A 21,990-nucleotide genomic window follows, 5' to 3' on the forward strand; every position below is an offset into this window, starting at 1 on the left:
CTGTTCAGAGCCTGCCCAGGAGCAAGAACTCCATCAGCGCCTTCTGCGCATGGAGCCGGTTCTCGGCCTCGTCCCACACCACCGACTGCGGGCCGTCGATGACCTCGGCCTGCACTTCCTCGCCGCGGTGCGCGGGCAGGCAGTGCATGAAGAGGGCGTCGGGCTGGGCGATGCGCATCATGTCTTCGTCGACGCACCAGTCGGCAAAGGCCTTGCGGCGCGCCTCGTTCTCGGACTCGTAGCCCATGCTGGTCCAGACGTCGGTGGTCACCAGGTCGGCGCCGCGGCAGGCTTCCATCGGGTCCTTGAAGACCTGGTAGCTGTCGGCCGAGCGCAGGCCCGCCACCGACTGGTCCACCTCGTAGCCGCTGGGCGTGCTCACGTGCACCTTGAAGCCGAGGATCTCGCTGGCTTGCAGCCAGGTGTTGGCCATGTTGTTGCCGTCGCCCACCCAGGCCACGGTCTTGCCCTGGATCGAGCCGCGATGCTCGATGTAGGTGAAGATGTCCGCAAGGATCTGGCAGGGGTGGAACTCGTTGGTCAGGCCGTTGATCACCGGCACGCGCGAATGCGCGGCGAAGGTGTCGATCTTGGTCTGTTCGTAGGTGCGGATCATCACGATGTCGACCATGCGGCTGATGACCTTGGCGCTGTCCTCGATGGGCTCGGCGCGGCCGAGCTGGCTGTCGCCGGTGGTCAGGTGCACCACGCTGCCGCCGAGCTGGTACATGCCCGCCTCGAAGCTCACGCGGGTGCGCGTGCTGGCCTTCTCGAAGATCATGGCCAGCGTGCGGTCGGTCAGCGGCTGGTGCTTCTCGTAGGTCTTGAACTTCTTCTTGATGATCGCCATGCGATCGAAGAGGTAGGCGTATTCGTCGGCCGTGAAGTCCGAGAACTGCAGGTAGTGGCGGATGGCGTTGGGCGTGGTGGCGGTCGTCATTGCGCTACAGGCTCCGACAGAAAGGTTTTCACCAGGGGCGCGAGGATGGCGACGATCTCGTCGGCCTCGGCAATGCTCAGGATGAGCGGCGGCACGAGGCGGATGACCTTGTCTGCCGTGACGCTCAGCAGCAGGCCGGCGTCGCAGGCGCGGTTCAGGATCACGCCGCAGGGCCGGTCCAGCTCGATGCCCAGCATCAGGCCCTGGCCACGGATTTCCGTCACGCCCGGGAGGCCGCCGATTTCGCGCTCCAGCGCGCTCTTGAGGTGCTCGCCCACCGCGGCGGCGTTCTCGAGCAGCTTGTGCTCTTCCATGATGCGGATGGTCTCGATGCCGGCACGCATTGCGAGCGGATTGCCACCGAAGGTGGTGCCATGGTTGCCCGGGCCGAAGATGTTGGCGGCCTTGGGGCCCGCCACCACGGCGCCGATCGGCACGCCCGAGCCCAGGCCCTTGGCCAGCGGCATCACGTCGGGCTTGATATCGGCCCACTGGTGCGCGAACCACTTGCCGGTGCGGCCCATGCCGCATTGCACTTCGTCGATCATCATGAGCCAGTCGCGCGCGTCGCACAGGGCGCGCACCTGCTTCAGGTATTCCCAGCGCATCGGGTTGATGCCGCCTTCGCCCTGGATGGTTTCGAAGAACACCGCGACCACGTTGGGATTGCCCTCGGTGGCTTTCTTGAGCGCCTCGATGTCGTTCAGCGGCACGCGGATGAAGCCCTCGACCAGGGGGCCGAAGCCGGCCTGCACCTTCGGGTTGCCGGTGGCCGACAGGGTGGCGATGCTGCGGCCGTGGAACGCGGCTTCGTACACCACGATCTCGGGCCGCTCGATGCCCTTGTCGTGGCCGAACTTGCGCGCGAGCTTCAGGGCGGCTTCGTTGGCTTCCAGTCCGGTACAGCAGAAGAAGGCGTTGGTCAGGCCCGACAGCTCGGTCAGCTTGGCGGCCAGTTGCTCCTGGCCCGGCACGTGGTAGTAGTTGGAGCTGTGGATCAGCTTGCTGATCTGGTCCTGCAGCGCGGGCACCAGCTCGGGGTGGTTGTGGCCCAGCGTGTTCACGGCAATGCCCCCGAGGCCGTCGAGGTAGGCCTTGCCCGTGGTGTCCCAGACTCGGCAGCCCTGGCCGTGCGACAGCGCGATCGGCAGGCGACCGTAGGTGTTCATGACGTGGGGCGAGGTGGGCTGGGCGGTAGCGCTCATTCGGGTTCTCCAGAAAGGGAACCGCGGATTCTAGGCGTGCGCCATGGCGGCTTCATTGAGGATTCCGCATCACAGCAATGCCCCCTGCCCGGGAGGCAAAAGTAGGGCGGATAGAATCTCTTGTTGCACCGCAGCACCCGCTCCGGGCGCCTCATTCAACGATGATTTCCCCCACTGCCAAAGAAATCTTCATCCAGGGCATCACCCATGATGGCCGGACATTTCGACCGAGCGACTGGGCCGAGCGGCTGGCCGGCGTGATGTGCTCTTTCCGGCCCGGCGGCGCGTATCCGGGGAGCCATTTGAGCTATTCGCCCTGGTGCGTTCCAACCACCATCAACGGGGTCAAGTGCGTGGTCGTGAACCGGGCCCTGCGCGATGCCGAACCCATGGCCTGGGACTTCTGCGTCAATTTTGCGCGGGACAACGATCTGCAGGTGGCCGAAGCCTGCCTGGTGCCCGACGCGCCGGCCGCGCCACCCAAGACCTGAGCCAGACCTTCCAGTTTCAGGAAGCGAACGGACATGAAAAAACCGCCCGAAGGCGGTTTTTTACACTTTGCTGCAGCGCACCCCGATCAAACGGCGGACCGGAGAATTCCGATCCGGGCTTGCCTGACAGGTGTCAGGCGGCGGCCTTTTCAGGCGCGAGGGCGAGGGCCTTGACCTTCGCCGACAGGCGGCTCTTGTCGCGAGCTGCCTTGTTCTTGTGGAAGATGCCCTTGTCGGCGACGATGTCGACGATGCTCTGGGCCTTCGCGAAGAGTTCGCTTGCCTTGGTCTTGTCGCCGGCCAGGACGGCCTTTTCGACATTCTTCACGGCGGTGCGGTATTTGGAGCGCAGCGAGGTGTTCGCAGCGTTGAGCTTGGTGTCCTGGCGGACGCGCTTACGGCCGGAGGCGAGGCGCGGGTTCTTTTTCTTGGGCTTGGCGGATGCCATGATTTAGTTCCTTAGGTGTCTGAGGATGATGCAGCAAAGCCCTCCATTATAGGCCGGGTTGCCTTTTTCGCCGAATCGGGGCCTTGGCCGGCCCTACACTCGCCCCGTGTCCCTGCTCAAATCCGCTTCCACCGTTTCCCTCTTGACGCTCGCATCGCGGATCACGGGCCTCGTGCGCGACGTGCTCTTTGCCTCGGTATTCGGCGTCAGTGCCCTGACCGACGCCTTCAACGTCGCGTTCCGCATTCCCAACCTGTTCCGCCGGGTTTTCGGCGAAGGCGCCTTCAGCCAGGCCTTCGTGCCGGTGCTCGCGGCGCGCAAGACCGAAGCCGGCGAAGAGGGCGCCAAGGCGCTGATCGACCACGTCGCTACGCTGCTCACGTGGGCGCTGGTGGTGCTGTGCGTGGCTGGCGTGGTGGGCGCTCCGTGGCTTGTGTGGGCCATGGCGAGCGGCCTGGCGGGGTTCGACGCTGCTGTGGTCATGACGCGCTGGATGTTTCCCTACATCGGCTTCATGTCGCTCGTGGCGCTGGCGGGCGGCGTGCTCAATACCTGGCGCAAGTTCGCGGTGCCGGCCGCTTCGCCGGTCTTGTTGAACCTTTCGCTCATTCTTGCCATCGTGGTGGGCGCGCCGCTGTTCAGGCGCTACGGCATCGAGCCCATCTATGCCCAGTGCGCCGGCGTGCTGGTTGGCGGGGTGCTGCAACTGGCGCTGCAAGTGCCGGCCCTTCGTGCCCTCGGCCTCATGCCGCGCATCGGTGCCAGCTGGACGGCGCTGCGCACCGCCTGGACCGATCCCACTACGCGCAAGGTCATGCGGCTGATGCTGCCCGCGCTGCTGGGGGTGAGCGTGGCGCAGATCTCGCTGCTCATCAATACCCAGATCGCCTCGCACCTTGCCACGGGCAGCGTGACCTGGGTGGTCAACGCCGACCGCCTGATGGAGTTTCCGACCGCCATGCTGGGCGTTGCGCTCGGCGTGGTGCTGATGCCGCAACTGGCCGGCGCGCGCGCCGCCAAGGACGACGAGCGGTACTCGGCCCTGCTCGACTGGGGGCTCCGGCTGGTGGTGCTGCTCTCGGCGCCCTGTGCCATTGCCCTGTTGCTGTTCTCGCAGCCGCTGGTGGCCGTGCTGTTTCACAACGGCGCCTACGGCGACGAGGACGTGAAGCGCACCACGCTGGCGCTCATGGGCTACGGCGTCGGGCTGGTGGGCATCGTGGCCATCAAGGTGCTGGCGCCGGGCTACTACGCCAGGCACGACATGCGCACGCCGGTCATCATTGCCGTCTCGGTGCTGGTGCTGATCCAGGTGCTCAACGTCTTCCTGGTGCCAGTGCTGCAGCACGCCGCGCTCACGCTGACCATCGGCATCGGCGCGGTGGTCAATGCCCTCTGGCTCCTGGCCGGGCTGGTCCGCCGGGGCAGCTACAAGCCCGAACCGGGCTGGGGCAAGTTCATCCTCCAGGTGGCTGCGGGCACGCTGGTGCTGGCGGCCTTGCTCGCCTGGGGCTCGTACTATTTCGACTGGATCGGCCTGCGCGCCCACAGGCTCCAGCGCATCGGTCTGCTGGCGGCGCTCATCGCGGGAGCGGGGCTGCTGTATTTCGCCGTGCTGGCGGCCGTGGGCGTTCGGCTGCGCAGTTTCATGCGCCGGTAGGGCCCCGAGACATTGCCCGGTCGGGGCTTGGGCAACAGGGTTGTTTTCAAATTGTGCAAGCTGAAAACACCGCCTTGACGCTCCCCGAATGCTCCTCTACAAAGACACATGACGTTCAGCTTCCAGGTTCCCACCGCACTCGCGTATTTCGAATCGCTGGTGCAGAGCGACGACCACTTTCCGCTGCTCGAGGCGGCCGCCAGCCTTGCGCAGGACGAATACCCCGACCTGGACGTGCAGCAGGTGCTCGGCGACGTTGACCAGCTGCTGGCCCGCCTGAAGCGCCGGCTGCCGGCCGATGCGGCGCCGCTGGCCCGGCTGCGCGCGCTCAACCAGTTCTTCTTCAACGACCTGAACTTCGGCGGCAACGTCAACGACTACTACGACCCCGACAACAGCTACCTGAACGCCGTCTTGCGCACGCGCCGCGGCATTCCGATCTCGCTGGCGGTGCTGTGGATGGAGCTGGCGCAGGGCCTGGGGCTGCAGGCGCGCGGCGTCGGTTTTCCGGGCCACTTCATGCTCAAGGTCACGCTGCCCAAGGGGCAGGTGGTCATCGACCCCTTCACCGGCAAATCGCTCTCGCGCGAAGAACTGGGCGAGCGGCTCGAGCCGTACAAGCGCAGCAACGGGCTGGTCGGCGACTTCGACGTGCCGCTGGGCCTGTACCTGCAGCCGTCCAGTTCGCGCGAAATCATTGCGCGCATGCTGCGCAACCTGAAGGAAGTGCACCGTGCCCAGGAAGACTGGCAGCGTGCCATCGCCGTGCAAGACCGCCTGATTGCGCTGCTGCCCACCGCCTGGGGCGAATACCGCGACCGCGGCATCGCGCACGCCGAGCAGGGCAACACCGCGGCCGCGGTGCGCGACCTCGAAACCTACCTGGCGCACGCGGAAGACGCGCTCGACGTCGACGCCATTGCCGAGCGCGTAGCCGCATTGCGGCGCGCGGCCAATTGATGGACGCCACGGACGGCGTGGCCGCCGCGCCCGATCTCGGCACGCTGCACGAATTCCACGGTGTGCAGCCGGTGCTGCCGGTGTCCGACGTCACGCGCGCCGCGCGCTGGTTTCGCGACGTGCTGGGCTTCGAGCTCGACTTCATCGCCGGCGAGCCGCCCAGCTATGCGCGGGTCAAGAAGGGCGACCGCAGCTACGGCGATCCGGTCTACCTGCGCCTGTGGCAGTGCAACACGCGCGGCACGCCGCCCTGGCGCGGCGAAATCGTCATCCACGTGGGCAAGGACGTGGACGGCCTGCACGCCGCCTACGTCAAGCGCGGAGTGACGGTGGTGGAGCCCCCGGCCTCCCAGCCCTGGGGCCTGCGCGAATTCGCGATCCGCGAGCCGGATGGACACATCCTGCGCTTCTGCGGCTATTTGCCCTGAGTTTCTGATACAAATAATTACAAATGGATCGACGCGGAGGTGTCGATCCGTCTTTCGCTCGTCCGACGTGTGAACAGGAGCACGTGGTTTTTGCGGCTCCAACCTCATCAAACCTTCAGGAGAAACGACATGCGATTCATGGTTCTGGTCAAGGCCAACAAGGATTCCGAAGCCGGCGTGATGCCCAGCACCGAGGTGCTCACCGCCATGGGCAAGTTCAACGAGGAACTGGTCAAGGCCGGCGTGCTGCTGGCGGGCGAAGGGCTGCATCCATCGTCCAGGGGCGCCCGCGTGCGCTGCGAAGGGCTGAAGCGCACCGTCATCGATGGCCCCTTCGCCGAGACGAAGGAACTGCTCGCGGGTTTCTGGCTGCTCCAGGTCAAGTCGAAGGAAGAAGCCATCGAGTGGATCAAGCGCAGCCCATTCCAGGAGGGCGAGATCGAGATCCGCCAGGTCTTCGAAGCCTCCGATTTCGGCGACTCGATGACGCCCGAACTGCTGGCACAGGAAGACCGCCTGCGCGCGGAGACCGAGGCCCGCGGCAAGGCCGGCAACTGAGCCGGCCGCACACCCAAGGAGACCCACCATGCGATTCATGCTGCTGATGATTCCCCACGGCTATGAAACGGCCGCGCCCGGCACCATTCCCGACGACGTCGATGCGGTGGCGGCCATGATGGCCTACAACGAGTCGATGCAGAAGGCCGGCATCCTGATCAATTGCGACGGCCTGCATCCGCCCTCGATGGGCGCGCGCGTGAGCTTTCCGGGCCGCAAGCCCAAGGTGGTCGATGGTCCTTTTGCCGAAGCCAAGGAAGTGCTCGGCGGCTACTGGATCATCGACGTGCCTTCGCGTGCCGACGCCATCGAATGGGCCACGCGTTGCCCGGGCAGCGAGAACGAGGTCATCGAGGTCCGGCAGATCCAGGAGATTGCCGACTACCCGCCCGAGGTGCAGGCCTTGACCACCGAATTTCCGTCGATGCAGGCGGTCAAGAAAACTTGATCATGGGCGCTGCGCCTCGCGACGAGGCTGCCATCCACCGCAGCATCGAGGCGGTGTGGCGCATCGAGTCCGCGAAGATCATCGCCACTGTGGCGCGGATGGTGCGCGACGTGGGCCTGGCGGAGGAGCTGGCCCAGGACGCGCTGGTTTCCGCCCTCGAGCAATGGCCCGAATCGGGCGTGCCCGACAACCCCGCGGCCTGGCTCACCGCGGTTGCCAAGCGCCGCGCCCTCGACCGTCTGCGGCATGGCCAGCTGGCGGAGCGCAAGGCACCCGAGATCGGCCGCGAGCTCGATGCGCAGCACGAAATGGCGCAAGCCGACTTCGCCGAAGCGGTGGATGCGGCCATCGACGACGACATCGGCGACGACCTGCTGCGGCTGGTGTTCACCGCCTGCCACCCGGTGCTTTCGACCGAGGCGCGCGTGGCGCTCACGCTGCGGCTGATGGGCGGCCTCACGACCGATGAGATCGCCCGTGCCTTCCTTGTGCCCGAAGCCACCGTGGCGCAGCGCATCGTGCGGGCCAAGCGCACGCTTCTCGAAGCGCGCGTGCCCTTCGAGGTGCCGCGCCGGCACGAGCTCGAGGCGCGGCTCGCGTCGGTGCTCGAGGTGCTCTACCTGATCTTCAACGAAGGCTACTCGGCCACCGCCGGCGACGACTGGATGCGCCCCGCGCTGTGCGACGAAGCGATGCGCCTGGGCCGCATCGTGGCCGAGCTGATGCCGGATGCGGCGGAGGTGCACGGCCTCGTGGCGCTGATGGAAATCCAGGCCTCGCGCACGGCCGCGCGCATGGGCCCCTCGGGCGAGCCGGTGCTGCTGCTCGAGCAGAACCGCGCGCGCTGGGACCAGATGCTGATTCGCCGCGGCCTGGCTGGACTGGCGCGCGCGGAAGCGCTGGTCGGCGCTCACGGCCCCTATGCGCTGCAGGCCGCCATTGCCGCCTGCCATGGCCGAGCGCGCACCGCGGAAGAAACCGACTGGCCGCGCATCGCCGCGCTGTACGACGCGTTGGCGGAGCTGTCGCCTTCACCCATCGTCGAACTGAACCGCGCCGTCGCGCTCTCGATGGCCTTCGGCCCGGCCGCAGGGCTCGAAGTGGTGGATGCGCTCGTGGGCGAGCCGGCATTGCAGAACTATCACCTGCTGCCGGCGGTGCGCGGCGACCTTCTGTTCAAGCTCGGCCGCCGTGTCGAGGCGCGCAAGGAATTCGACCGCGCCGCCTCGCTCACGCGCAACACGCGCGAGAAGACATTGCTGCTGGCGCGCGCCCGGGCCTGCACCGTGCCGGAAAGCTGATTCTCGGAGCCTCTGCGGCGCTAGGCTTTCGACAGCGATGTGGAAGCGGATGGCGAGCCGGGCAGCCCGAACTGATGCCATGCGCGCCGCAGCTGCGTGTCCGATCCGAAGCCCGAGATTTCCGCCGCCCGCGTCACGCTCGCACCCGAGGCCAGCGCGAGCTGCGCCGCCGCCAGCCGCAGCCGGCGCAAGTAGGCCAGCGGCGCCACGCCCGCATGCTCGACGAACAGCCGCGTGAGGTGACGCGCCGAGGTGTGGGCCACTTCCGCCATCCGGGGCACGCTCCAGTCGGCTTGCGGCTGCTCGCTGACGGCGTCCTGCACCCGGTGCAGCGCGGCATGCAAATGGTTGCGGTAGGCCAGGAAGGGCGAAAGCTCCGGGTCGTGCGGGCCGCGCCGCTGGGCCACCACCATGGTCTGCGCCACCTGGGCGGCCAGCGGCTCGCCGCACACCTCCGCGATGCGGTGTAGCACCAGGTCGATGCCGGTCGTGACGCCCGCGCTGCTGTAGACCGGCGGATCGATGACGAACACGCGGTTGGCCACCACGTCGCAGCGCGGCTCTACGGCGCGCAGTTCGTCCAGGTGGTGGTGGTGCGTAGTGACACGCCGGCCTGCAAGCGCCCCCGCGTGCGCGGCGAGCAGGGCGCCGGCGCAGACCGTGACCAGTTCGAGATGGCCGCGCTCGAAGCGCTGCCCGCGCAGCCAGTGCAGAAGATCCTGGGTCTCGGCGTTGTCGACGGGGATGGAGTCGCCGGGCAGCCCGACCAGCACGATCCAGGCCGGGCCGTTCCATTGCGCCGGCAACGGCGCGAGATTGGCAAGCGCAACCCCCACGGAACCGATCGACGTGGGGCGCGGGCTTGCGAATTCGATCTCGAAGCGCTCGGGCTGGCCTGCGGCGCGCAGCCGCTGGTTCGCGATGCGCAGCGCCTCGGCGGGGCCGGCCCAGTCGAGCACCAGGCTGCCCGGCAGCAGCACGAACACTACGCGGATGGGTTGCTGCAGGAGGTCCATGCGTAGTCCATCTGGCGCGCGGTGCGTTCGGCCAGCGCGCGGCCAGCCAGCCGTTCGACTAGGTACAGGCTCATGTCGATGCCGGCGCTGATGCCCGCGGAGCTGACGACGCGGCCGCTGTCGATCCAGCGCTCGCCTTCGCGCACGTCGAGCGAGGGAAACTGCTCGCGCAGATCCGCGATGTCTTCCCAGTGGGTGGTGACGGCTTCGCGCGTGACCACGCCGCTTTTCGCGAGTAGGAAGACGCCGGTGCAGACCGAGGCGACCAACTGCGCGCCGGTCGCGCAGTCGGCGATCCAGCGCAGCGTGGCAGGGCTCGCCATCGGCGCATCGACCACACCGCCGGGCACGATCAGCACGTCGGCACCCGGGTTGGTGGCCAGGTCATGGTCGGCCAAGAGGCGCAGGCCGGCTCGGGCCTGCACGGGTTGGCCGTTGTTCGACAGCGCGACGGACGCGACTTCGAACGGGGCTTTCACGCCGGGATTCATCCGCTGGCAGACGCGGCTCGCGGTGGTGAACACCTCGAAGGGGCCCGCGAAATCGAGTGCCTCGACACCGTCGTAAGCCAGGATCCGAACGCGCAAGGTCATGCCGCCATGCTTTCGCCGGTCTTGGCGCCGGCACGTTGCAGCGCCTGCGCCACGCTGCAGACGCTGGCAAAGCGGCCGTCCAGCACGGCGGCAGTGCGTGCCTTGATGTCGGCCGCGGCCAGCGGCCGGCCGTCGGGCTGCACCATGTCGAAAGTCAGCGTGGCGTCGGTCACGTAGTCGACCTCCCAGCCCAGGTCGGAAGCATGGCGCGTGGTGGTTTCGCAGCATTGCTCGGTGCGGATGCCGCTCACGATCAGCCGGCCGATGCCTTGCTGCGTGAGCCAGACGTCGAGGCCGCTGTTGACCAGCGCGCTGTGGCGGTGCTTGGTGAAGGTGGCCGCGGCCTCGAACGATGCCACGCCTTCGATCGGCCGCACGAAGCCCGACTCGATGGCGAACGGGTTGGCCGCCGTTGCGGGGCTGTCGACATGGAAGACGCGCACGATCGGAAGACCGGCGGCTGAGCAGCCTTCGATCAGCGCGTTCTGCGCGGCGAAGTAGGGTTGCGCAATATCCTCGGACCAGTACGGGCGCTGGCGAAACGATTCCTGCGCATCGATCACTATCAGACAGGATTTCATGGGGGTCGGCTCGAAGGGCGGAGTGAATGATGCCGCCTATTCTTCGGAGTTGCCAGCCCGCGGTCCGCGCCAAAGCAGACCAGAATCGATCAAATCAGGACATGAGCGCTAGACGAGCTCGGCAGCCTGCAGCTCTTTCTTGAGGTACGCGTAGAAAAGCGGCGCCGCCACCAGGCCGGCCGGGCCGAAGGCCGCTTCCGCCACGAACATGACGGCCAGCAGTTCCCACACCCGCATCTGCGTGCGGCTACCCACCACCTTGGCGTTGATCACGTACTCGGCCTTGTGGATAAGGATAAGAAAAACAAGGCAGGCGAGTGCCGTGACCGGCGACACCGAGAGCGCCACCAGCGTGATGACCGAATTGCAGACCAGGTTGCCCACGATCGGCACCAGGCCCGCCACGAAGGTCAGCGTGATCAGCGCCGGCGTGTAGGGCAGGTGGGGGCCCCAGAGCGGCATCAGGAACAGCAGGAAGATGGCGGTCAGCAAGGTGTTGAAGGCCGCGATCCAGAACTGCGCGGCAACGATCTGGCGAAAGGCCTCGCCGAAGATGGTGATGCGCCGATACAACTGCGCGGCAAGCGGGCGGCGCTGCAGCGGCGTTGGCGCGATGGCGGCCAGGCCGCCCACGATAAGGCCGACATAGGCGAACAGCAGTCCCCCCAGCCATGCGCGTCCGGCCAGGGCCAGCGAACCGGCCTGCGCCCGCAGGTAGTTGGCCACCACGCGCTGCACTTCGGCCGCGCCTTCGGGCAGGTAGACCGCAATTTCAGGAGGCAGCTTGAGCCGCAGCTCGAGCACCGTGCGCGCCGTGTAGTCGAGCAACTCGCGGTATTGGTCGGGCGCATCGAGGATGTACTCGCGCGCCTGGGACAGGCCCAGCGAAATCAGTGCAATGGGGGCCAGCAGCACCAGCGTGACCGCCAGGACCCGGGCCAGCACGCTGGCACGGACCAGCGGCAGCCTCAGCCGCACCAGGCCATTGCCGATCAGGCGTGCGAACCAGCGCGTGGCCAGAAAACCGATGCACACGCACAAGAGGCCGGGCAGCAGGTGCTCCCACATCACCAGCAGCAGGGCGGCCGGCATCAGGAGGTAGCTGGCCAGCACCACGTTGCGGGAAGCTGGCTTGGGCTTGGTGTCGATGGTGACGAGGGTGGGTTTGGACATCAGGGTCCGGGTGCTGCGCGCGCTTCGGAGGGAAAAATCAGCCGACCACCACGGCGGCACCCGCGCCGCGCTCGGCGATGATGCCGATTTCATACACCGACTCGCCGGCCGCGCGCAGCGTGGCGGCACAGGCGGCGGCTTCGGTCGCCTCGATCACCACCACCATGCCGATGCCGTTGTTGAAGGTGCGGTTCATCTCGATGTCGTCGATGCCCGCCACCTTCTGCAGCCAGGCGAAGAGCTCGGTTTGCGGCCAACTGCCCTTCTTGAGGTGGGCGGCCGTGCCTTCGGGCAGCACGCGCGGAATGTTCTCGAGCAGGCCGCCACCCGTGATGTGGGCCAGCGCCTTGATCGGGTGCTTGGCCAGCGCTTCGAGCACCGGCTTCACGTAGAGGTGGGTGGGCTCCATCACGGCTTCGCGGAAAGGCTTGCCGTCGAGCGTGGCGGGCAGGTCTGCACCCGCGCGCTCGATCACCTTGCGCACCAGGCTGAAGCCGTTGGAATGCACGCCGGCCGAGGCCAGGCCCAGCACCACGTCGCCGGGCTTCACGTTCTGGCCGGTGAGGATCTTCGACTTTTCGACCGCGCCGACCGCAAAGCCCGCCAGGTCGTACTCGCCGGCCGGGTACATGCCCGGCATTTCGGCGGTTTCGCCGCCGATCAGCGCGCAGCCGGAGATTTCGCAGCCGCGTGCGATGCCGCCGATCACGGCCGCGGCCGTGTCCACGTCGAGCTTGCCGCAGGCGAAGTAGTCGAGAAAGAAGAGGGGCTCGGCGCCCTGCACCAGCACGTCGTTGACGCTCATGGCCACCAGGTCGATGCCCACGGCGTCATGCATGTTCCATTCGAAGGCCAGCTTGAGCTTGGTGCCCACGCCGTCGGTGCCGCTCACCAGCACCGGCTCCTTGTAGCGCTTGGGCACCTCGAACAGCGCGCCGAAGCCGCCGATGCCGGCCAGCACTCCTTCGCGTAGGGTCTTCTTGGCGAGGGGCTTGATGCGGTCGACCAGGGCGTCGCCGGCATCGATATCGACACCGGCATCCTTGTAGCTGAGCGGGGTGGGCGTAGGGGAAGTCATGGTCGGACGGTGTCGAGAAAGGAGCGGGAAGGAGACGAAGAGGTAGGGGCGCCGGTAACCGAAGCGGCCGGGCCGATAGAATTCCTCACGATTTTAAGGGCCCTCCGGGCCCCCTCCATGAACCTTCCCGGGATGAAACAGCTCGCGCTCGATATCGGCATTGCGACGGGCCCCAGCTTCGACGCTTTTTTTGCCGGCCCGAACGAGGCGGCGCTGCGGCACCTGCAACTGTGGGTGGGCGGCGCCGGCACATCGGTGCCTCACTCTCCCGTGCCCACCTATCTGTGGGGCGAAAGCGGCAGCGGCAAGAGCCATCTGCTCGAATCGGTGCGTGTCGCACTGCGCGAGCAGGGCGCGAGCGTGGGCTGGCTGCATGCCGGCCTGCTGGAGCCGCCCGAGTTCGACGAGCGCTGGGGCGCCGTGCTGCTCGACGACGTGCACCTGTACACCGCGGTGCAGCAGCACGCGGCCTTCAACTGGTTCGTCAACGCGCAGACCCTGCAGCGCGGCGTGGTGGCGGCGGGTGCGCTGCCGCCGGCCGACCTGCCGCTGCGCGAAGACCTTCGCACCCGGCTGGGCTGGGGCCACGTGTTCCACCTGCAGGTGCTGAGCGAAAGCGAACGCCGCGCGGTGCTGCGGCAGGCGGCCGACGCGCGCGGCGTCATGCTGTCGGACGACGTGCTCGACTACATGCTGCACCGCTTCAGCCGCGACCTGGGCAGCCTCATGGAGCTGCTCACGCAGCTCGATGGCTATGCCCTGCAGACACAGCGAGCGATCACGATCCCGCTGATCCGATCCATGCTCGAAAACGAATAAAGAAGAGCTTCAACCAACAATGATCAAGAAATTCATCGACAAGCTGCTCGGCAAATCCGCCGGCGGCACGCAGGGCAAGAGCCGTTTTGGCAAGCGCCAGGAGGTGCCGGCCGAGGTTCACAAGATCGATCCAGCCCTGGTCGACGAACGCGCGAAGAACGTGGTCACCACGCTCCAGCAAGCCGGCTACGAGGCCTACGTGGTGGGCGGCGCGGTGCGCGACCTGCTGCTGGGCCTGCGTCCGAAAGACTTCGACGTGGCCACCAACGCCACGCCCGAGCAGGTCAAGTCGCTCTTCAGGCGCGCCTTCATCATCGGGCGGCGCTTTCGCATCGTGCACGTGGTGTACGGGCGTGGCCGCGAGCACGAGGTGATCGAAGTCTCGACCTTCCGCGCCTACATGGACAACGCCGCCGCCGAGCAGGTTGCCGGCAACGAGCGCACCAGCAAGGGCGAGCTTGCAAGCATGAAGCACGCGGTGGACGCCAGCGGCCGCGTGCTGCGCGACAACGTCTGGGGCCCGCAGGAAGAAGACGCGGCACGCCGCGACTTCACCGTGAACGCCATGTACTACGACCCGGCCAACCAGATCGTGGTCGACTATCACAATGGCATCAAGGACGCGCAGAAGCTCACGCTGCGCATGATCGGCGACCCGGCCACGCGCTACCGCGAAGACCCGGTGCGCATCATCCGCGCCATCCGTTTCTCGGCCAAGCTCGCGGCCCTGGGTTTCAAGATGGAAACCAAGACCGCCGCGCCGCTGATCGAGTCGAGCAAGCTGCTGGCCGACGTGCCGCAGAGCCGCCTGTTCGACGAGATGCTCAAGCTGCTGCAGACCGGCCATGCCATTGCCACGGTCGAGCAGCTGCGCAAGCTGGACCTGGTCACGGGCATCTATCCGCTGCTCGACGTGGTGGTGGAGCGCGCCGACTCGCCGTTCGTGAAGGCGGCCCTGCAGGACACCGATCGCCGCGTGGGCGAAGGCAAGCCCGTGGCGCCCAGCTTCCTGTTGGCCTGCGTGCTGTGGGCCGACGTGCGCGACGGTTGGGCCCAGCGCATCGAGGGCCGGCATGGCCAGCGCCCGCAGCCGCCGTTCCCGGCCTTGCAGGACGCCATCGACGACGTGTTCAACGCCCGCATCGGCGACGTGTCGGGGCGCGGCAAGCTGGCCGCCGACATGCGCGAGATCTGGATGATGCAGCCGCGCTTCGACAAGCGCACGGGCTCCACGCCCTACAGCCTGGTCGATCAGGCGCGTTTCCGCGCCGCCTTCGACTTCATGCGCCTGCGCGCCGACGTGGGCGAAGTCAGCGAGGCCATTGCCGAGTGGTGGCAAGAGTTCAGCACGGCCGACGATGTGCGCCAGCAAGACCTGCTGGAGCAGGTGCGCGACGAGCAGAAGACCCGCCAGCGCGTGCGCACGCGCGATCCGGTGGCGCCCAAGCCCCGCGGCGAACCGCCAGCGCGCCAGCGCCAGGATGGCCAGGAGCCGGCGCAGCAGGACGACGATGAGCTGGAAACCGAAGCCGCGGGCGTCTCGGCCGATGGCGAGGCCGCGGCGCCGCGCAAGCGCCGGCGTCGCCGGAAGCCCCGCACCGGTGGTGGCGGCGGTGCAGGCGAGGGCGGCGGGAGCGCCGCAGGCGAATGAGCGCGCCCAACCGGCCGAAGGACGGCAAGAGCGGCGGCAGGAGCCAGCCCCCGCCGCGCGGCGGTGCCGCCAAGCCGAAGAGCGGCGCGGCACCGGCACGCCGCGCACCCAGCCGGCCCTCGGGCAAGGTGGCGCCCGGCAGCCCCGCCGCGCGCCGCACGCGCGAGGACTACCCGACTGTGCAGGCCTTCGTCGCCATCGGCGCCAACCTGGGCGACGCACAGGCGGCGGTCAAGGCGGCCATGGATGCCATCGGCACCATCGAACGCACCGTGGTCACGGCACGCTCGTCGCTTTACCGCAGCGCACCGGTCGATGCGGCCGGGCCCGATTTCATCAATGCCGTGGTGGCCGTCCGGACCGGGCTCACGGCCGAGGCGTTCCTGGCCGAGCTGCATCTGCTCGAAGAGCAGGCCGGTCGCGAGCGGCCGTTTCCCAATGCGCCGCGCACGCTCGATCTCGACCTGCTGATGCACGGCAATGCGATCAAGGACACGCCCGCGCTGAGCCTGCCGCATCCCCGCATGCGGGACCGTGCCTTCGTGCTCAAGCCGCTGGCCGAGATCGCGCCCGACAAGGTGCCGCGCGCGGCGATCGCCCGCGTTTCCTCGCAGGTCATCGAGCGAATTCGCGACTGAACCGGGCAGGGGCTGGAGCCGTGCCGGACCGGCCGGCTTCGCTTCGCCCATTACACTTGCGCGGTTTTTCATGATGCTGTCACACATTTGTGGCAGTCGCGAACCCAGGAGAGAGCGCCATGTTCGGCAAGCTGCTGCCCCGCGAGGGGAATTTTTTCGAGATGTTCAACCAGCACGCCGAGCGCATCGTCGAAGCGGCGCGGGCGTTCGAGCAACTCGTGGCCAATTACAGCGACGTGCACCTGCGGGAGCAGTACAACCGCGACGTCGACAATGCCGAGCGTGCGGCCGACCGCGTGACGCATGACGTCAACCGGCTGATCCACAAGACCTTCATCACGCCCATCGACCGCGAGCAGATCCACAAGCTCATCAACACGATGGACGACGTGGCCGACCTGATCCAGGATTCGGCCGAGACCATGGCGCTGTACGACGTGCGCCACATGACCGACGAGATCGTGCGCCTCACGGCCCTGAGCGTGAAGTGCTGCGATCGCCTCAAGGACGCCGTCAAGTTCCTCGGCAAGATCGCCGACCCGGCCGTGGCCGAGGCCACGCTCAAGACCTGCGAGGAAATCGACCGCCTCGAGTCGGACGCCGACCGCGTGATGCGCAGCGCCATGAGCAAGCTGTTCCGCGAGGAGCCCGATGTGCGCGAAGTGATCAAGCTCAAGGCAATCTACGAGTTGCTCGAGACGATCACCGACAAATGCGAGGACGTGGCCAATGTGATCGAGGGCATCGTCCTCGAGAATTCCTGAGCGGGTAGCGATTGATGGCAACGGTTCAGGTCGCCCTGTGGGTGGTGATATTGCTGGTCGCGCTCGCGATCGCCTTCGATTTCATGAACGGCTTCCACGATGCGGCCAACTCGATCGCCACCGTGGTGTCGACCGGCGTGCTCAAGCCGGGGCACGCGGTGCTGTTCGCCGCCTTCTTCAACCTGATCGCGATCTTCATCTTTCACCTGAGCGTGGCGGCCACGGTGGGCAAGGGCATCGCTCAGCCCGGGGTGGTGGATGTGCACGTGGTGTTCGGCGCGCTCATCGGCGCCATCAGCTGGAACCTGGTGACCTGGTACTACGGCATCCCGAGCAGCTCGTCGCACGCGCTGATCGGGGGCATCGTGGGGGCCGTGATCGCGAAGACCGGTACCGGCGGCCTGGTGGCCACCGGCATCTGGAAGACCGTGGCCTTCATTTTCGTTTCGCCGTTTCTCGGTTTTCTGCTGGGCTCGATGATGATGGTGTTGGTGGCCTGGGGTTTCCGGCGCGCCACGCCGTCCCGCGTCGACCGCTGGTTCCGGCGGCTGCAGCTGGCGTCTGCCGGGGCCTACAGCCTCGGCCACGGCGGCAACGACGCGCAGAAGACCATCGGCATCATCTGGATGCTGCTGATCGCCACCGGCTACGCCTCGTCCGGCGACGCGGCGCCGCCGACCTGGGTCATCGTGAGCTGCTATGCCGCGATCGCGCTGGGCACCATGTTCGGCGGCTGGCGCATCGTGAAGACCATGGGCCAGAAGATCACCAAGCTGAAGCCCGTGGGCGGCTTCTGCGCGGAAACGGGCGGCGCGCTCACGTTGTTCCTGGCCACCGGGCTGGGAATTCCCGTCTCGACCACCCACACCATCACCGGCGCCATCGTCGGCGTCGGCTCCGCGCAACGCGCGAGCGCCGTGCGCTGGGGCGTGGCGGGCAACATCGTCTGGGCCTGGATCTTCACGATCCCGGCATCGGCCTTCGTTGCGGCCATTGCCTACTGGCTCAGCCTGCAGATTTTCTGAGGCGCGCGGCCCTCGGGCGCTCAGCAGCTACTGTGAGATCTTCCGGCCTTCCTCGACCTGGTGTTCGAAGTAGCGCTGGAAGCTGAACACGATGCTGGCCATCAGCACCGTGGTGCCGAAGAGGAGTGCCAGCACCACGGCGCCAATGGTGGCCCAGTTCGTGCGGCCCGGGGCGGCGTCCGGCGGCGCACCGGCGTTGAAGCGGGCATTCCACTTCTCGGGCGTCATGAGGCCGTAGATGATGGCCATCAGCGCGCACCCGGCGATGGTGAAGCCCAGGAGCGGAATCAGCACCCAGCTCCAGCCGTCGTCCAGGCCGTACATTCGCGTGCGCTCGATGCCGTAGAGGCCGAGCGCCGTGGGAATGGGCAGCAGCCAGCCGAGCCAGTCGCCCATGCCGCGAAGATAGAAGCGGTGCAGGCCCAGCGGGCCGCCCAGGAAGGAGAGCCAGGCGGCAATGGTCTTGTTTTTCATTCGGGTTTGGTGGTGCTGCCTTCGCCGAGCACCTTTTCCATCAGGACCACGTCGCGCCATTGGCCGAACTTCCAGCCGCAGTCCTTGAGCACGCCCACGTGCGTGAAGCCCTGGCTGCGATGAACGCCCACCGAGCCGGCGTTGGCCGAGTCGCCGATCACTGCGATGAGCTTGCGCACGCCCACCGCCTCTGCGGCCTGCGAGAGGGCTGCGAGCAACTGGCCGCCGAGGCCCCGGCCGCGTGCGGCTTCGGAGATGTAGATCGAGTCTTCGGCCGAAAAGCGGTAGGCCGGGCGTGGCTTGAACCAGTTGCAGTAGGCAAAACCCAACACTTCGCCATTTTCTTCGGCAACGAGGTAGGGCAGGTTCTTGCCGAGCACGTCGGCGCGCCGCGCGGCCATGTCGGCGGCCGAGGGAGGCTCGGTTTCGAAAGTGCCGGTGCCGTTCAGCACGTGATGGGCATAGATGGCCGTGAGGGCCGCGACATCTTCGTCGCGGCTGGGGCGGATGGTGAGGGTCATGCAGGTGGAAATCGAAGCGCGCCAAGCGCTAAATTCGGAGAAAACGCGGGTCGGGCTATAATCGCAGGCTTTTCAGCGTGTCGCTGGCCGGGTGGCCATGTCGCGTGTCTCGACGTTGAAAGAACACTGTGAGCGGGCCTCCTGTTTAGAAAACGGGCTTGCTGCACCACCCAAGGATAAATCATGGTCGTCATTCGACTCTCCCGCGGCGGCTCCAAAGGCCGTCCGTTCTTCAACATCGTCGTGTCGGACAAGCGCGTTCGCCGCGATGGCCGCTTCATCGAGCGCCTGGGTTTCTACAACCCGATCGCCAAGGAAAACGAAGAAAGCATCCGTATTGCCCAGGACCGCCTGGCCTACTGGAAGAGCGTCGGCGCACAAGCTTCGCCCACGGTTCTGCGCCTGATCAAGCAAGCTGCAGCCGCAGCGCCCAAGGCAGCTGCCTAAGCTGTCCGGCACGACGATGCTGCCTACACTCGAAACCGCCGAATTGCCGGCGGATGCGATCGAGGTAGGACGCATCGCCGATGCATGGGGCATCAAGGGCTGGTTCAAGGTCCTGCCCCACAGCGCCCAACCAGAGGCGCTTTTTTCTTCTAAGCGCTGGTTCCTGCAGGCTCCCGGAGCCTCCGCAACCGCAGCTTTCCGGCTCGCGATCCGCGAAGCCAAAGAACATTCCGACTGCATCGTCGCTTCGTCCGAAGAGGTGCCCGACCGCAATGCGGCCGAGGCACTGCGCGGCGCGCGTGTTTTCGTGCCGCGCTCGAGCTTTCCGACCGCGGGTGACGACGAGTATTACTGGGTCGACCTGATCGGCCTTTCGGTGGTCAACCGCGAAGGTGTGGCGCTCGGCACGGTGCGCGAGCTGCTCGCCACCGGCCCGCAGACCACGCTGGTGCTCGCGGCCGAAGAAGACGGCAAGGCCATCGAACGCATGGTGCCCTTCGTCTCTGTCTTCGTCGACAAAGTCGACCTCGCCGGCCGGCTCATCACGGTCGACTGGCAGCCTGAATACTGACCAGGCGCCGCGCGCATGCGCTTCGACGTCCTTACGCTGTTTCCCGAACTGTTCGCGCCTTTCATGGCCAGCGGCGTGACGCGCCGTGCCTATGAGTCGAAGCAGGTCGAGGTCGTGCTCTGGAATCCGCGCGATTTCGCGCAGGGCAATTACAAGCGCGTGGACGACCGGCCCTTCGGAGGCGGTCCCGGCATGGTGATGATGGCCGAGCCGCTCTCGGCCTGCCTCGATGCGGCACTGGCCGCGCGCGGATCGCCGGCGCCGGTCGTGCTGTTTTCTCCCATCGGCGAGGCGCTGCGCCACGAGGCGGTCGAGCGCTGGTCTGCGAGCGAAGGCGCGGTGCTGGTCTGCGGCCGCTATGAAGGCATTGACCAGCGCTTCATCGACACGCGCGTCACGCACCAGATCAGCCTCGGCGACTTCGTTCTCTCCGGCGGTGAGATTCCGGCCATGGCGCTGCTCGATGCCGTGGCCCGGCTGCAGCCCGGTGTGCTGGGCGACGAAGCCAGCCATGTGCAGGACAGCTTCAATCCCTCTCTCGACGGCTTGCTCGACTGCCCGCACTACACGCGGCCCGAGCAATGGAACGGGCAGGGCGTGCCGGCGCCGCTGCTCTCCGGGCATCACGTGCAGATCGAGCGCTGGCGGCGCGACCAGCGGCTGGCCATTACCGCCGCGCGGCGTCCCGACCTGATTGCCGCCGCTCGCGCTGCGGGCCGCCTGAGCAAGGCCGATGAGACGGCGCTGAAAAAAAAGCTATAATCCTCGGTTCCCCGATCCTCTGCCCGGCCGCGCCTGGCTTTGTTGCAGTCCCTTGTTGTGTTCCTTGTCGCCTTCGGCGATCAAGGAGCGACGAAAGAGCAACGAAACCAAAGGCGCCTTTTGTGTAGCGCGAGCACGATCGAATATCAGGAAATCATGAACCTCATCGAAACCCTCGAGCAGGAAGAAATCGCCCGCCTCGGCAAGAAGATCCCCGATTTCATGCCCGGTGACACGGTCATCGTCAGCGTGAGCGTCGTCGAAGGCACCCGCAAGCGCGTGCAGGCCTACGAAGGCGTCGTGATCGCCAAGCGCAATCGCGGCCTCAACAGCGGCTTCACGGTGCGCAAGATCTCCAGCGGCGAAGGCGTGGAGCGTACGTTCCAGACCTACAGCCCGCTGATCGCCGGCATCGAAATCAAGCGCCGCGGCGATGTCCGCCGCGCCAAGCTGTACTACCTGCGCGACCGCAGCGGCCGTTCGGCACGTATCAAGGAAAAGCTGCCGGGCAAGTCGCAGGCTGCCAAGTAAGCTGCTTCCTGCCGTGCAAAAAGCCGCCACTCTGGCGGCTTTTTGCGTTGTGCGCCGCGCACGTTTCTTGCAAAAAGACAGCACGGCTTTTTTACGCTCTACTCCTTCACTGAAACTCCCTCACTTGACCGATTCCGCCGCCCCCATGCCATTTGCTCCCGTCGAACCCGTCAATGCCGTGGTGCCGCCCACGCTGCTGGCGATCGACCCGCGCAAGGCGCCGGTGGTCGGCGGCCCCGACGGCCTGCCCGCCGTCGCACCCGCGCAGTTGACCACCGAGGCGCTGCGCAGCCGCTTTGCCACCCCGCCGGCGTGGATGCCCGAGTTGCGCCGCGAGCCGCGCCTGACCGACCGTGTGCCGGCGCAGGCAGCCGTGCTGGTGCCCATCGTGCAGCGGCCGCAGGGCGCCACCGTGCTGTTGACCGAGCGCACCGCGCACCTGTCCACTCATTCGGGCCAGGTCGCGTTTCCGGGCGGCCGTGTCGACCCCGAGGACGCGAACACCGCGGCGGCCGCGTTGCGCGAAGCCTGGGAAGAAGTGGGCCTGTCCGCCCGGTTCATCGAAGTGCTTGGTAGCCTTCCGACCTACACGACCGTCACTTCGTTCATCGTGACGCCCGTGGTCGCGCTGGTGAAGCCCGACTTCGAGCTCACCATCAATCCCTACGAAGTGGCGCTGGCCTTCGAGGTGCCGCTGGCCTGGCTCATGGACCCGGCCAACCACCGCCGCCATACCGTGCCCGCGCCCGATGGCACCCACCGCGAGTGGTACTCGATGCCCTACCAGGACGGCGCCGAAGAGCGCTTCGTCTGGGGCGCCACCGCGGGCATGCTGCGCAACCTCTATCGCTTTCTCAGCGCCTGACCTCGGGCCGGGCCAAGCCTTCGCAAGCTCTCTCGCTATCAT

At 67.0% G+C, this 21,990-nt stretch carries 27 protein-coding genes; 17 read left to right on the forward strand and 10 right to left on the reverse strand.

What is annotated here, in order from left to right; all coding sequences use genetic code 11:
* Nucleotides 1–4: 4 nt before the first annotated feature.
* Nucleotides 5–940 (reverse strand): ornithine carbamoyltransferase, encoded by a 936-nt coding sequence (gene argF / locus ACJ7Z0_RS23125; RefSeq protein WP_431123561.1) that lies wholly within the window; start codon nucleotides 938–940, stop codon nucleotides 5–7.
* A complete protein-coding gene (locus tag ACJ7Z0_RS23130; protein ID WP_434791694.1) occupies nucleotides 937–2,145 on the reverse strand; it encodes an aspartate aminotransferase family protein in 1,209 nt (402 codons plus the stop codon). Before ACJ7Z0_RS23130 ends, argF begins: the two co-directional genes overlap by 4 nt.
* Nucleotides 2,146–2,306: 161 nt before the next feature.
* Here ACJ7Z0_RS23130 and ACJ7Z0_RS23135 point away from each other — a divergent pair, with 161 nt between their 5' ends.
* On the forward strand, nucleotides 2,307–2,636 hold the full coding sequence (locus ACJ7Z0_RS23135) for a DUF3579 domain-containing protein (protein WP_434791695.1): 330 nt from the start codon (nucleotides 2,307–2,309) through the stop codon (nucleotides 2,634–2,636).
* A gap of 133 nt (nucleotides 2,637–2,769) precedes the next feature.
* Here ACJ7Z0_RS23135 and rpsT read toward each other — a convergent pair whose 3' ends face one another.
* Nucleotides 2,770–3,084 carry a 30S ribosomal protein S20 gene (rpsT, locus tag ACJ7Z0_RS23140; RefSeq protein WP_055799596.1) on the reverse strand — a complete coding sequence of 105 codons (315 nt, stop codon included), beginning with the start codon at nucleotides 3,082–3,084 and terminating at the stop codon, nucleotides 2,770–2,772.
* Nucleotides 3,085–3,190: 106 nt separating this feature from the next.
* Between rpsT and murJ the strand changes: the two genes are divergently transcribed.
* The 6 genes from murJ (at nucleotide 3,191) to ACJ7Z0_RS23170 (ending at nucleotide 8,439) form a co-directional block, all read left to right on the forward strand.
* Entirely contained in the window at nucleotides 3,191–4,744 is a 1,554-nt protein-coding gene (murJ, locus tag ACJ7Z0_RS23145) for a murein biosynthesis integral membrane protein MurJ (RefSeq protein WP_434791696.1), read from the forward strand.
* Between the two features lie 108 nt (nucleotides 4,745–4,852).
* Nucleotides 4,853–5,704: a SirB1 family protein gene (locus tag ACJ7Z0_RS23150; RefSeq protein WP_434791697.1), complete on the forward strand. Its 852-nt coding sequence runs from the start codon at nucleotides 4,853–4,855 to the stop codon at nucleotides 5,702–5,704.
* On the forward strand, nucleotides 5,704–6,132 hold the full coding sequence (locus ACJ7Z0_RS23155) for a bleomycin resistance protein (protein ID WP_093018644.1): 429 nt from the start codon (nucleotides 5,704–5,706) through the stop codon (nucleotides 6,130–6,132). Before ACJ7Z0_RS23150 ends, ACJ7Z0_RS23155 begins: the two co-directional genes overlap by 1 nt.
* 129 nt (nucleotides 6,133–6,261) lie before the next feature.
* Nucleotides 6,262–6,690 (forward strand): YciI family protein, encoded by a 429-nt coding sequence (locus ACJ7Z0_RS23160; RefSeq protein WP_431123550.1) that lies wholly within the window; start codon nucleotides 6,262–6,264, stop codon nucleotides 6,688–6,690.
* Nucleotides 6,691–6,718: 28 nt separating this feature from the next.
* Complete coding sequence (locus ACJ7Z0_RS23165) at nucleotides 6,719–7,138, forward strand: YciI family protein (protein ID WP_431123548.1); 420 nt, start codon at nucleotides 6,719–6,721, stop codon at nucleotides 7,136–7,138.
* Nucleotides 7,139–7,140: 2 nt separating this feature from the next.
* Entirely contained in the window at nucleotides 7,141–8,439 is a 1,299-nt protein-coding gene (locus tag ACJ7Z0_RS23170; RefSeq protein ID WP_434791698.1) for an RNA polymerase sigma factor, read from the forward strand.
* A 20-nt stretch (nucleotides 8,440–8,459) separates the two neighbouring features.
* On the opposite strand, the gene ACJ7Z0_RS23175 is transcribed toward ACJ7Z0_RS23170, so the two are convergent.
* From ACJ7Z0_RS23175 to purM, 5 genes are all read right to left on the reverse strand, one after another.
* The gene (locus ACJ7Z0_RS23175) at nucleotides 8,460–9,455 is read right to left on the reverse strand and encodes a GlxA family transcriptional regulator (protein ID WP_434791699.1); all 996 of its coding nucleotides are present in this window, start codon (nucleotides 9,453–9,455) and stop codon (nucleotides 8,460–8,462) included.
* Nucleotides 9,425–10,048, reverse strand: a complete 624-nt coding sequence (locus ACJ7Z0_RS23180) for a DJ-1/PfpI family protein (RefSeq protein ID WP_434791700.1) — start codon at nucleotides 10,046–10,048, stop codon at nucleotides 9,425–9,427. Before ACJ7Z0_RS23180 ends, ACJ7Z0_RS23175 begins: the two co-directional genes overlap by 31 nt.
* Nucleotides 10,045–10,629 (reverse strand): isochorismatase family protein, encoded by a 585-nt coding sequence (locus ACJ7Z0_RS23185; protein ID WP_434791701.1) that lies wholly within the window; start codon nucleotides 10,627–10,629, stop codon nucleotides 10,045–10,047. Before ACJ7Z0_RS23185 ends, ACJ7Z0_RS23180 begins: the two co-directional genes overlap by 4 nt.
* Nucleotides 10,630–10,737: 108 nt before the next feature.
* A complete protein-coding gene (locus ACJ7Z0_RS23190) occupies nucleotides 10,738–11,802 on the reverse strand; it encodes an AI-2E family transporter (protein WP_431123537.1) in 1,065 nt (354 codons plus the stop codon).
* Nucleotides 11,803–11,839: 37 nt separating this feature from the next.
* Nucleotides 11,840–12,880: a phosphoribosylformylglycinamidine cyclo-ligase gene (gene purM / locus ACJ7Z0_RS23195; RefSeq protein WP_434791702.1), complete on the reverse strand. Its 1,041-nt coding sequence runs from the start codon at nucleotides 12,878–12,880 to the stop codon at nucleotides 11,840–11,842.
* 132 nt (nucleotides 12,881–13,012) lie between these two features.
* On the opposite strand from purM, the gene hda reads away from it, so the two are divergent.
* The 5 genes from hda (at nucleotide 13,013) to ACJ7Z0_RS23220 (ending at nucleotide 17,777) form a co-directional block, all read left to right on the forward strand.
* Nucleotides 13,013–13,699, forward strand: coding sequence for a DnaA regulatory inactivator Hda (gene hda / locus ACJ7Z0_RS23200; RefSeq protein WP_431123533.1), 687 nt, complete (start codon nucleotides 13,013–13,015; stop codon nucleotides 13,697–13,699).
* Nucleotides 13,700–13,718: 19 nt separating this feature from the next.
* Entirely contained in the window at nucleotides 13,719–15,350 is a 1,632-nt protein-coding gene (pcnB, locus tag ACJ7Z0_RS23205; RefSeq protein ID WP_434791703.1) for a polynucleotide adenylyltransferase PcnB, read from the forward strand.
* Entirely contained in the window at nucleotides 15,347–15,988 is a 642-nt protein-coding gene (gene folK / locus ACJ7Z0_RS23210) for a 2-amino-4-hydroxy-6-hydroxymethyldihydropteridine diphosphokinase (protein ID WP_434791704.1), read from the forward strand. Before pcnB ends, folK begins: the two co-directional genes overlap by 4 nt.
* A 119-nt stretch (nucleotides 15,989–16,107) precedes the next feature.
* Nucleotides 16,108–16,752: a DUF47 domain-containing protein gene (locus tag ACJ7Z0_RS23215; RefSeq protein ID WP_012746613.1), complete on the forward strand. Its 645-nt coding sequence runs from the start codon at nucleotides 16,108–16,110 to the stop codon at nucleotides 16,750–16,752.
* Between the two features lie 14 nt (nucleotides 16,753–16,766).
* The gene (locus ACJ7Z0_RS23220) at nucleotides 16,767–17,777 is read left to right on the forward strand and encodes an inorganic phosphate transporter (RefSeq protein ID WP_434791705.1); all 1,011 of its coding nucleotides are present in this window, start codon (nucleotides 16,767–16,769) and stop codon (nucleotides 17,775–17,777) included.
* A gap of 27 nt (nucleotides 17,778–17,804) precedes the next feature.
* Here the strand turns inward: ACJ7Z0_RS23220 and ACJ7Z0_RS23225 are convergent, their stop codons facing one another.
* A complete protein-coding gene (locus ACJ7Z0_RS23225; protein WP_431123524.1) occupies nucleotides 17,805–18,251 on the reverse strand; it encodes an NINE protein in 447 nt (148 codons plus the stop codon).
* Entirely contained in the window at nucleotides 18,248–18,772 is a 525-nt protein-coding gene (locus ACJ7Z0_RS23230) for a GNAT family N-acetyltransferase (protein ID WP_434791706.1), read from the reverse strand. The genes ACJ7Z0_RS23225 and ACJ7Z0_RS23230 overlap by 4 nt, the downstream gene beginning before the upstream one ends.
* A gap of 183 nt (nucleotides 18,773–18,955) precedes the next feature.
* Here ACJ7Z0_RS23230 and rpsP point away from each other — a divergent pair, with 183 nt between their 5' ends.
* From rpsP to ACJ7Z0_RS23255, 5 genes are all read left to right on the forward strand, one after another.
* Entirely contained in the window at nucleotides 18,956–19,219 is a 264-nt protein-coding gene (gene rpsP / locus ACJ7Z0_RS23235; protein ID WP_028259818.1) for a 30S ribosomal protein S16, read from the forward strand.
* A gap of 16 nt (nucleotides 19,220–19,235) precedes the next feature.
* Nucleotides 19,236–19,790, forward strand: coding sequence for a ribosome maturation factor RimM (gene rimM / locus ACJ7Z0_RS23240; RefSeq protein WP_434791707.1), 555 nt, complete (start codon nucleotides 19,236–19,238; stop codon nucleotides 19,788–19,790).
* A gap of 15 nt (nucleotides 19,791–19,805) precedes the next feature.
* Nucleotides 19,806–20,552 carry a tRNA (guanosine(37)-N1)-methyltransferase TrmD gene (gene trmD / locus ACJ7Z0_RS23245; RefSeq protein ID WP_369652780.1) on the forward strand — a complete coding sequence of 249 codons (747 nt, stop codon included), beginning with the start codon at nucleotides 19,806–19,808 and terminating at the stop codon, nucleotides 20,550–20,552.
* A gap of 156 nt (nucleotides 20,553–20,708) precedes the next feature.
* The gene (gene rplS, locus ACJ7Z0_RS23250) at nucleotides 20,709–21,083 is read left to right on the forward strand and encodes a 50S ribosomal protein L19 (protein ID WP_028259815.1); all 375 of its coding nucleotides are present in this window, start codon (nucleotides 20,709–20,711) and stop codon (nucleotides 21,081–21,083) included.
* Between the two features lie 145 nt (nucleotides 21,084–21,228).
* A complete protein-coding gene (locus tag ACJ7Z0_RS23255; RefSeq protein WP_434791708.1) occupies nucleotides 21,229–21,948 on the forward strand; it encodes a CoA pyrophosphatase in 720 nt (239 codons plus the stop codon).
* Nucleotides 21,949–21,990 lie beyond the last annotated feature (42 nt).

The sequence above is a fragment of the Variovorax palleresanus genome, assembly GCF_051144945.1.
Taxonomy (GTDB): domain Bacteria; phylum Pseudomonadota; class Gammaproteobacteria; order Burkholderiales; family Burkholderiaceae_C; genus Variovorax; species Variovorax paradoxus_S.

Coding starts and splice junctions, on each gene's coding strand:
- argF (WP_431123561.1), bottom strand. CDS start 940: ATGACGACCGCCACCACGCCCAACGCCATCCGCCACTACCTGCAGTTC.
- ACJ7Z0_RS23130 (WP_434791694.1), bottom strand. CDS start 2,145: ATGAGCGCTACCGCCCAGCCCACCTCGCCCCACGTCATGAACACCTAC.
- ACJ7Z0_RS23135 (WP_434791695.1), top strand. CDS start 2,307: ATGATTTCCCCCACTGCCAAAGAAATCTTCATCCAGGGCATCACCCAT.
- rpsT (WP_055799596.1), bottom strand. CDS start 3,084: ATGGCATCCGCCAAGCCCAAGAAAAAGAACCCGCGCCTCGCCTCCGGC.
- ACJ7Z0_RS23150 (WP_434791697.1), top strand. CDS start 4,853: ATGACGTTCAGCTTCCAGGTTCCCACCGCACTCGCGTATTTCGAATCG.
- ACJ7Z0_RS23155 (WP_093018644.1), top strand. CDS start 5,704: ATGGACGCCACGGACGGCGTGGCCGCCGCGCCCGATCTCGGCACGCTG.
- ACJ7Z0_RS23160 (WP_431123550.1), top strand. CDS start 6,262: ATGCGATTCATGGTTCTGGTCAAGGCCAACAAGGATTCCGAAGCCGGC.
- ACJ7Z0_RS23165 (WP_431123548.1), top strand. CDS start 6,719: ATGCGATTCATGCTGCTGATGATTCCCCACGGCTATGAAACGGCCGCG.
- ACJ7Z0_RS23170 (WP_434791698.1), top strand. CDS start 7,141: ATGGGCGCTGCGCCTCGCGACGAGGCTGCCATCCACCGCAGCATCGAG.
- ACJ7Z0_RS23175 (WP_434791699.1), bottom strand. CDS start 9,455: ATGGACCTCCTGCAGCAACCCATCCGCGTAGTGTTCGTGCTGCTGCCG.
- ACJ7Z0_RS23180 (WP_434791700.1), bottom strand. CDS start 10,048: ATGACCTTGCGCGTTCGGATCCTGGCTTACGACGGTGTCGAGGCACTC.
- ACJ7Z0_RS23185 (WP_434791701.1), bottom strand. CDS start 10,629: ATGAAATCCTGTCTGATAGTGATCGATGCGCAGGAATCGTTTCGCCAG.
- ACJ7Z0_RS23190 (WP_431123537.1), bottom strand. CDS start 11,802: ATGTCCAAACCCACCCTCGTCACCATCGACACCAAGCCCAAGCCAGCT.
- purM (WP_434791702.1), bottom strand. CDS start 12,880: ATGACTTCCCCTACGCCCACCCCGCTCAGCTACAAGGATGCCGGTGTC.
- hda (WP_431123533.1), top strand. CDS start 13,013: ATGAAACAGCTCGCGCTCGATATCGGCATTGCGACGGGCCCCAGCTTC.
- pcnB (WP_434791703.1), top strand. CDS start 13,719: ATGATCAAGAAATTCATCGACAAGCTGCTCGGCAAATCCGCCGGCGGC.
- folK (WP_434791704.1), top strand. CDS start 15,347: ATGAGCGCGCCCAACCGGCCGAAGGACGGCAAGAGCGGCGGCAGGAGC.
- ACJ7Z0_RS23215 (WP_012746613.1), top strand. CDS start 16,108: ATGTTCGGCAAGCTGCTGCCCCGCGAGGGGAATTTTTTCGAGATGTTC.
- ACJ7Z0_RS23220 (WP_434791705.1), top strand. CDS start 16,767: ATGGCAACGGTTCAGGTCGCCCTGTGGGTGGTGATATTGCTGGTCGCG.
- ACJ7Z0_RS23225 (WP_431123524.1), bottom strand. CDS start 18,251: ATGAAAAACAAGACCATTGCCGCCTGGCTCTCCTTCCTGGGCGGCCCG.
- ACJ7Z0_RS23230 (WP_434791706.1), bottom strand. CDS start 18,772: ATGACCCTCACCATCCGCCCCAGCCGCGACGAAGATGTCGCGGCCCTC.
- rpsP (WP_028259818.1), top strand. CDS start 18,956: ATGGTCGTCATTCGACTCTCCCGCGGCGGCTCCAAAGGCCGTCCGTTC.
- rimM (WP_434791707.1), top strand. CDS start 19,236: ATGCTGCCTACACTCGAAACCGCCGAATTGCCGGCGGATGCGATCGAG.
- trmD (WP_369652780.1), top strand. CDS start 19,806: ATGCGCTTCGACGTCCTTACGCTGTTTCCCGAACTGTTCGCGCCTTTC.
- rplS (WP_028259815.1), top strand. CDS start 20,709: ATGAACCTCATCGAAACCCTCGAGCAGGAAGAAATCGCCCGCCTCGGC.
- ACJ7Z0_RS23255 (WP_434791708.1), top strand. CDS start 21,229: ATGCCATTTGCTCCCGTCGAACCCGTCAATGCCGTGGTGCCGCCCACG.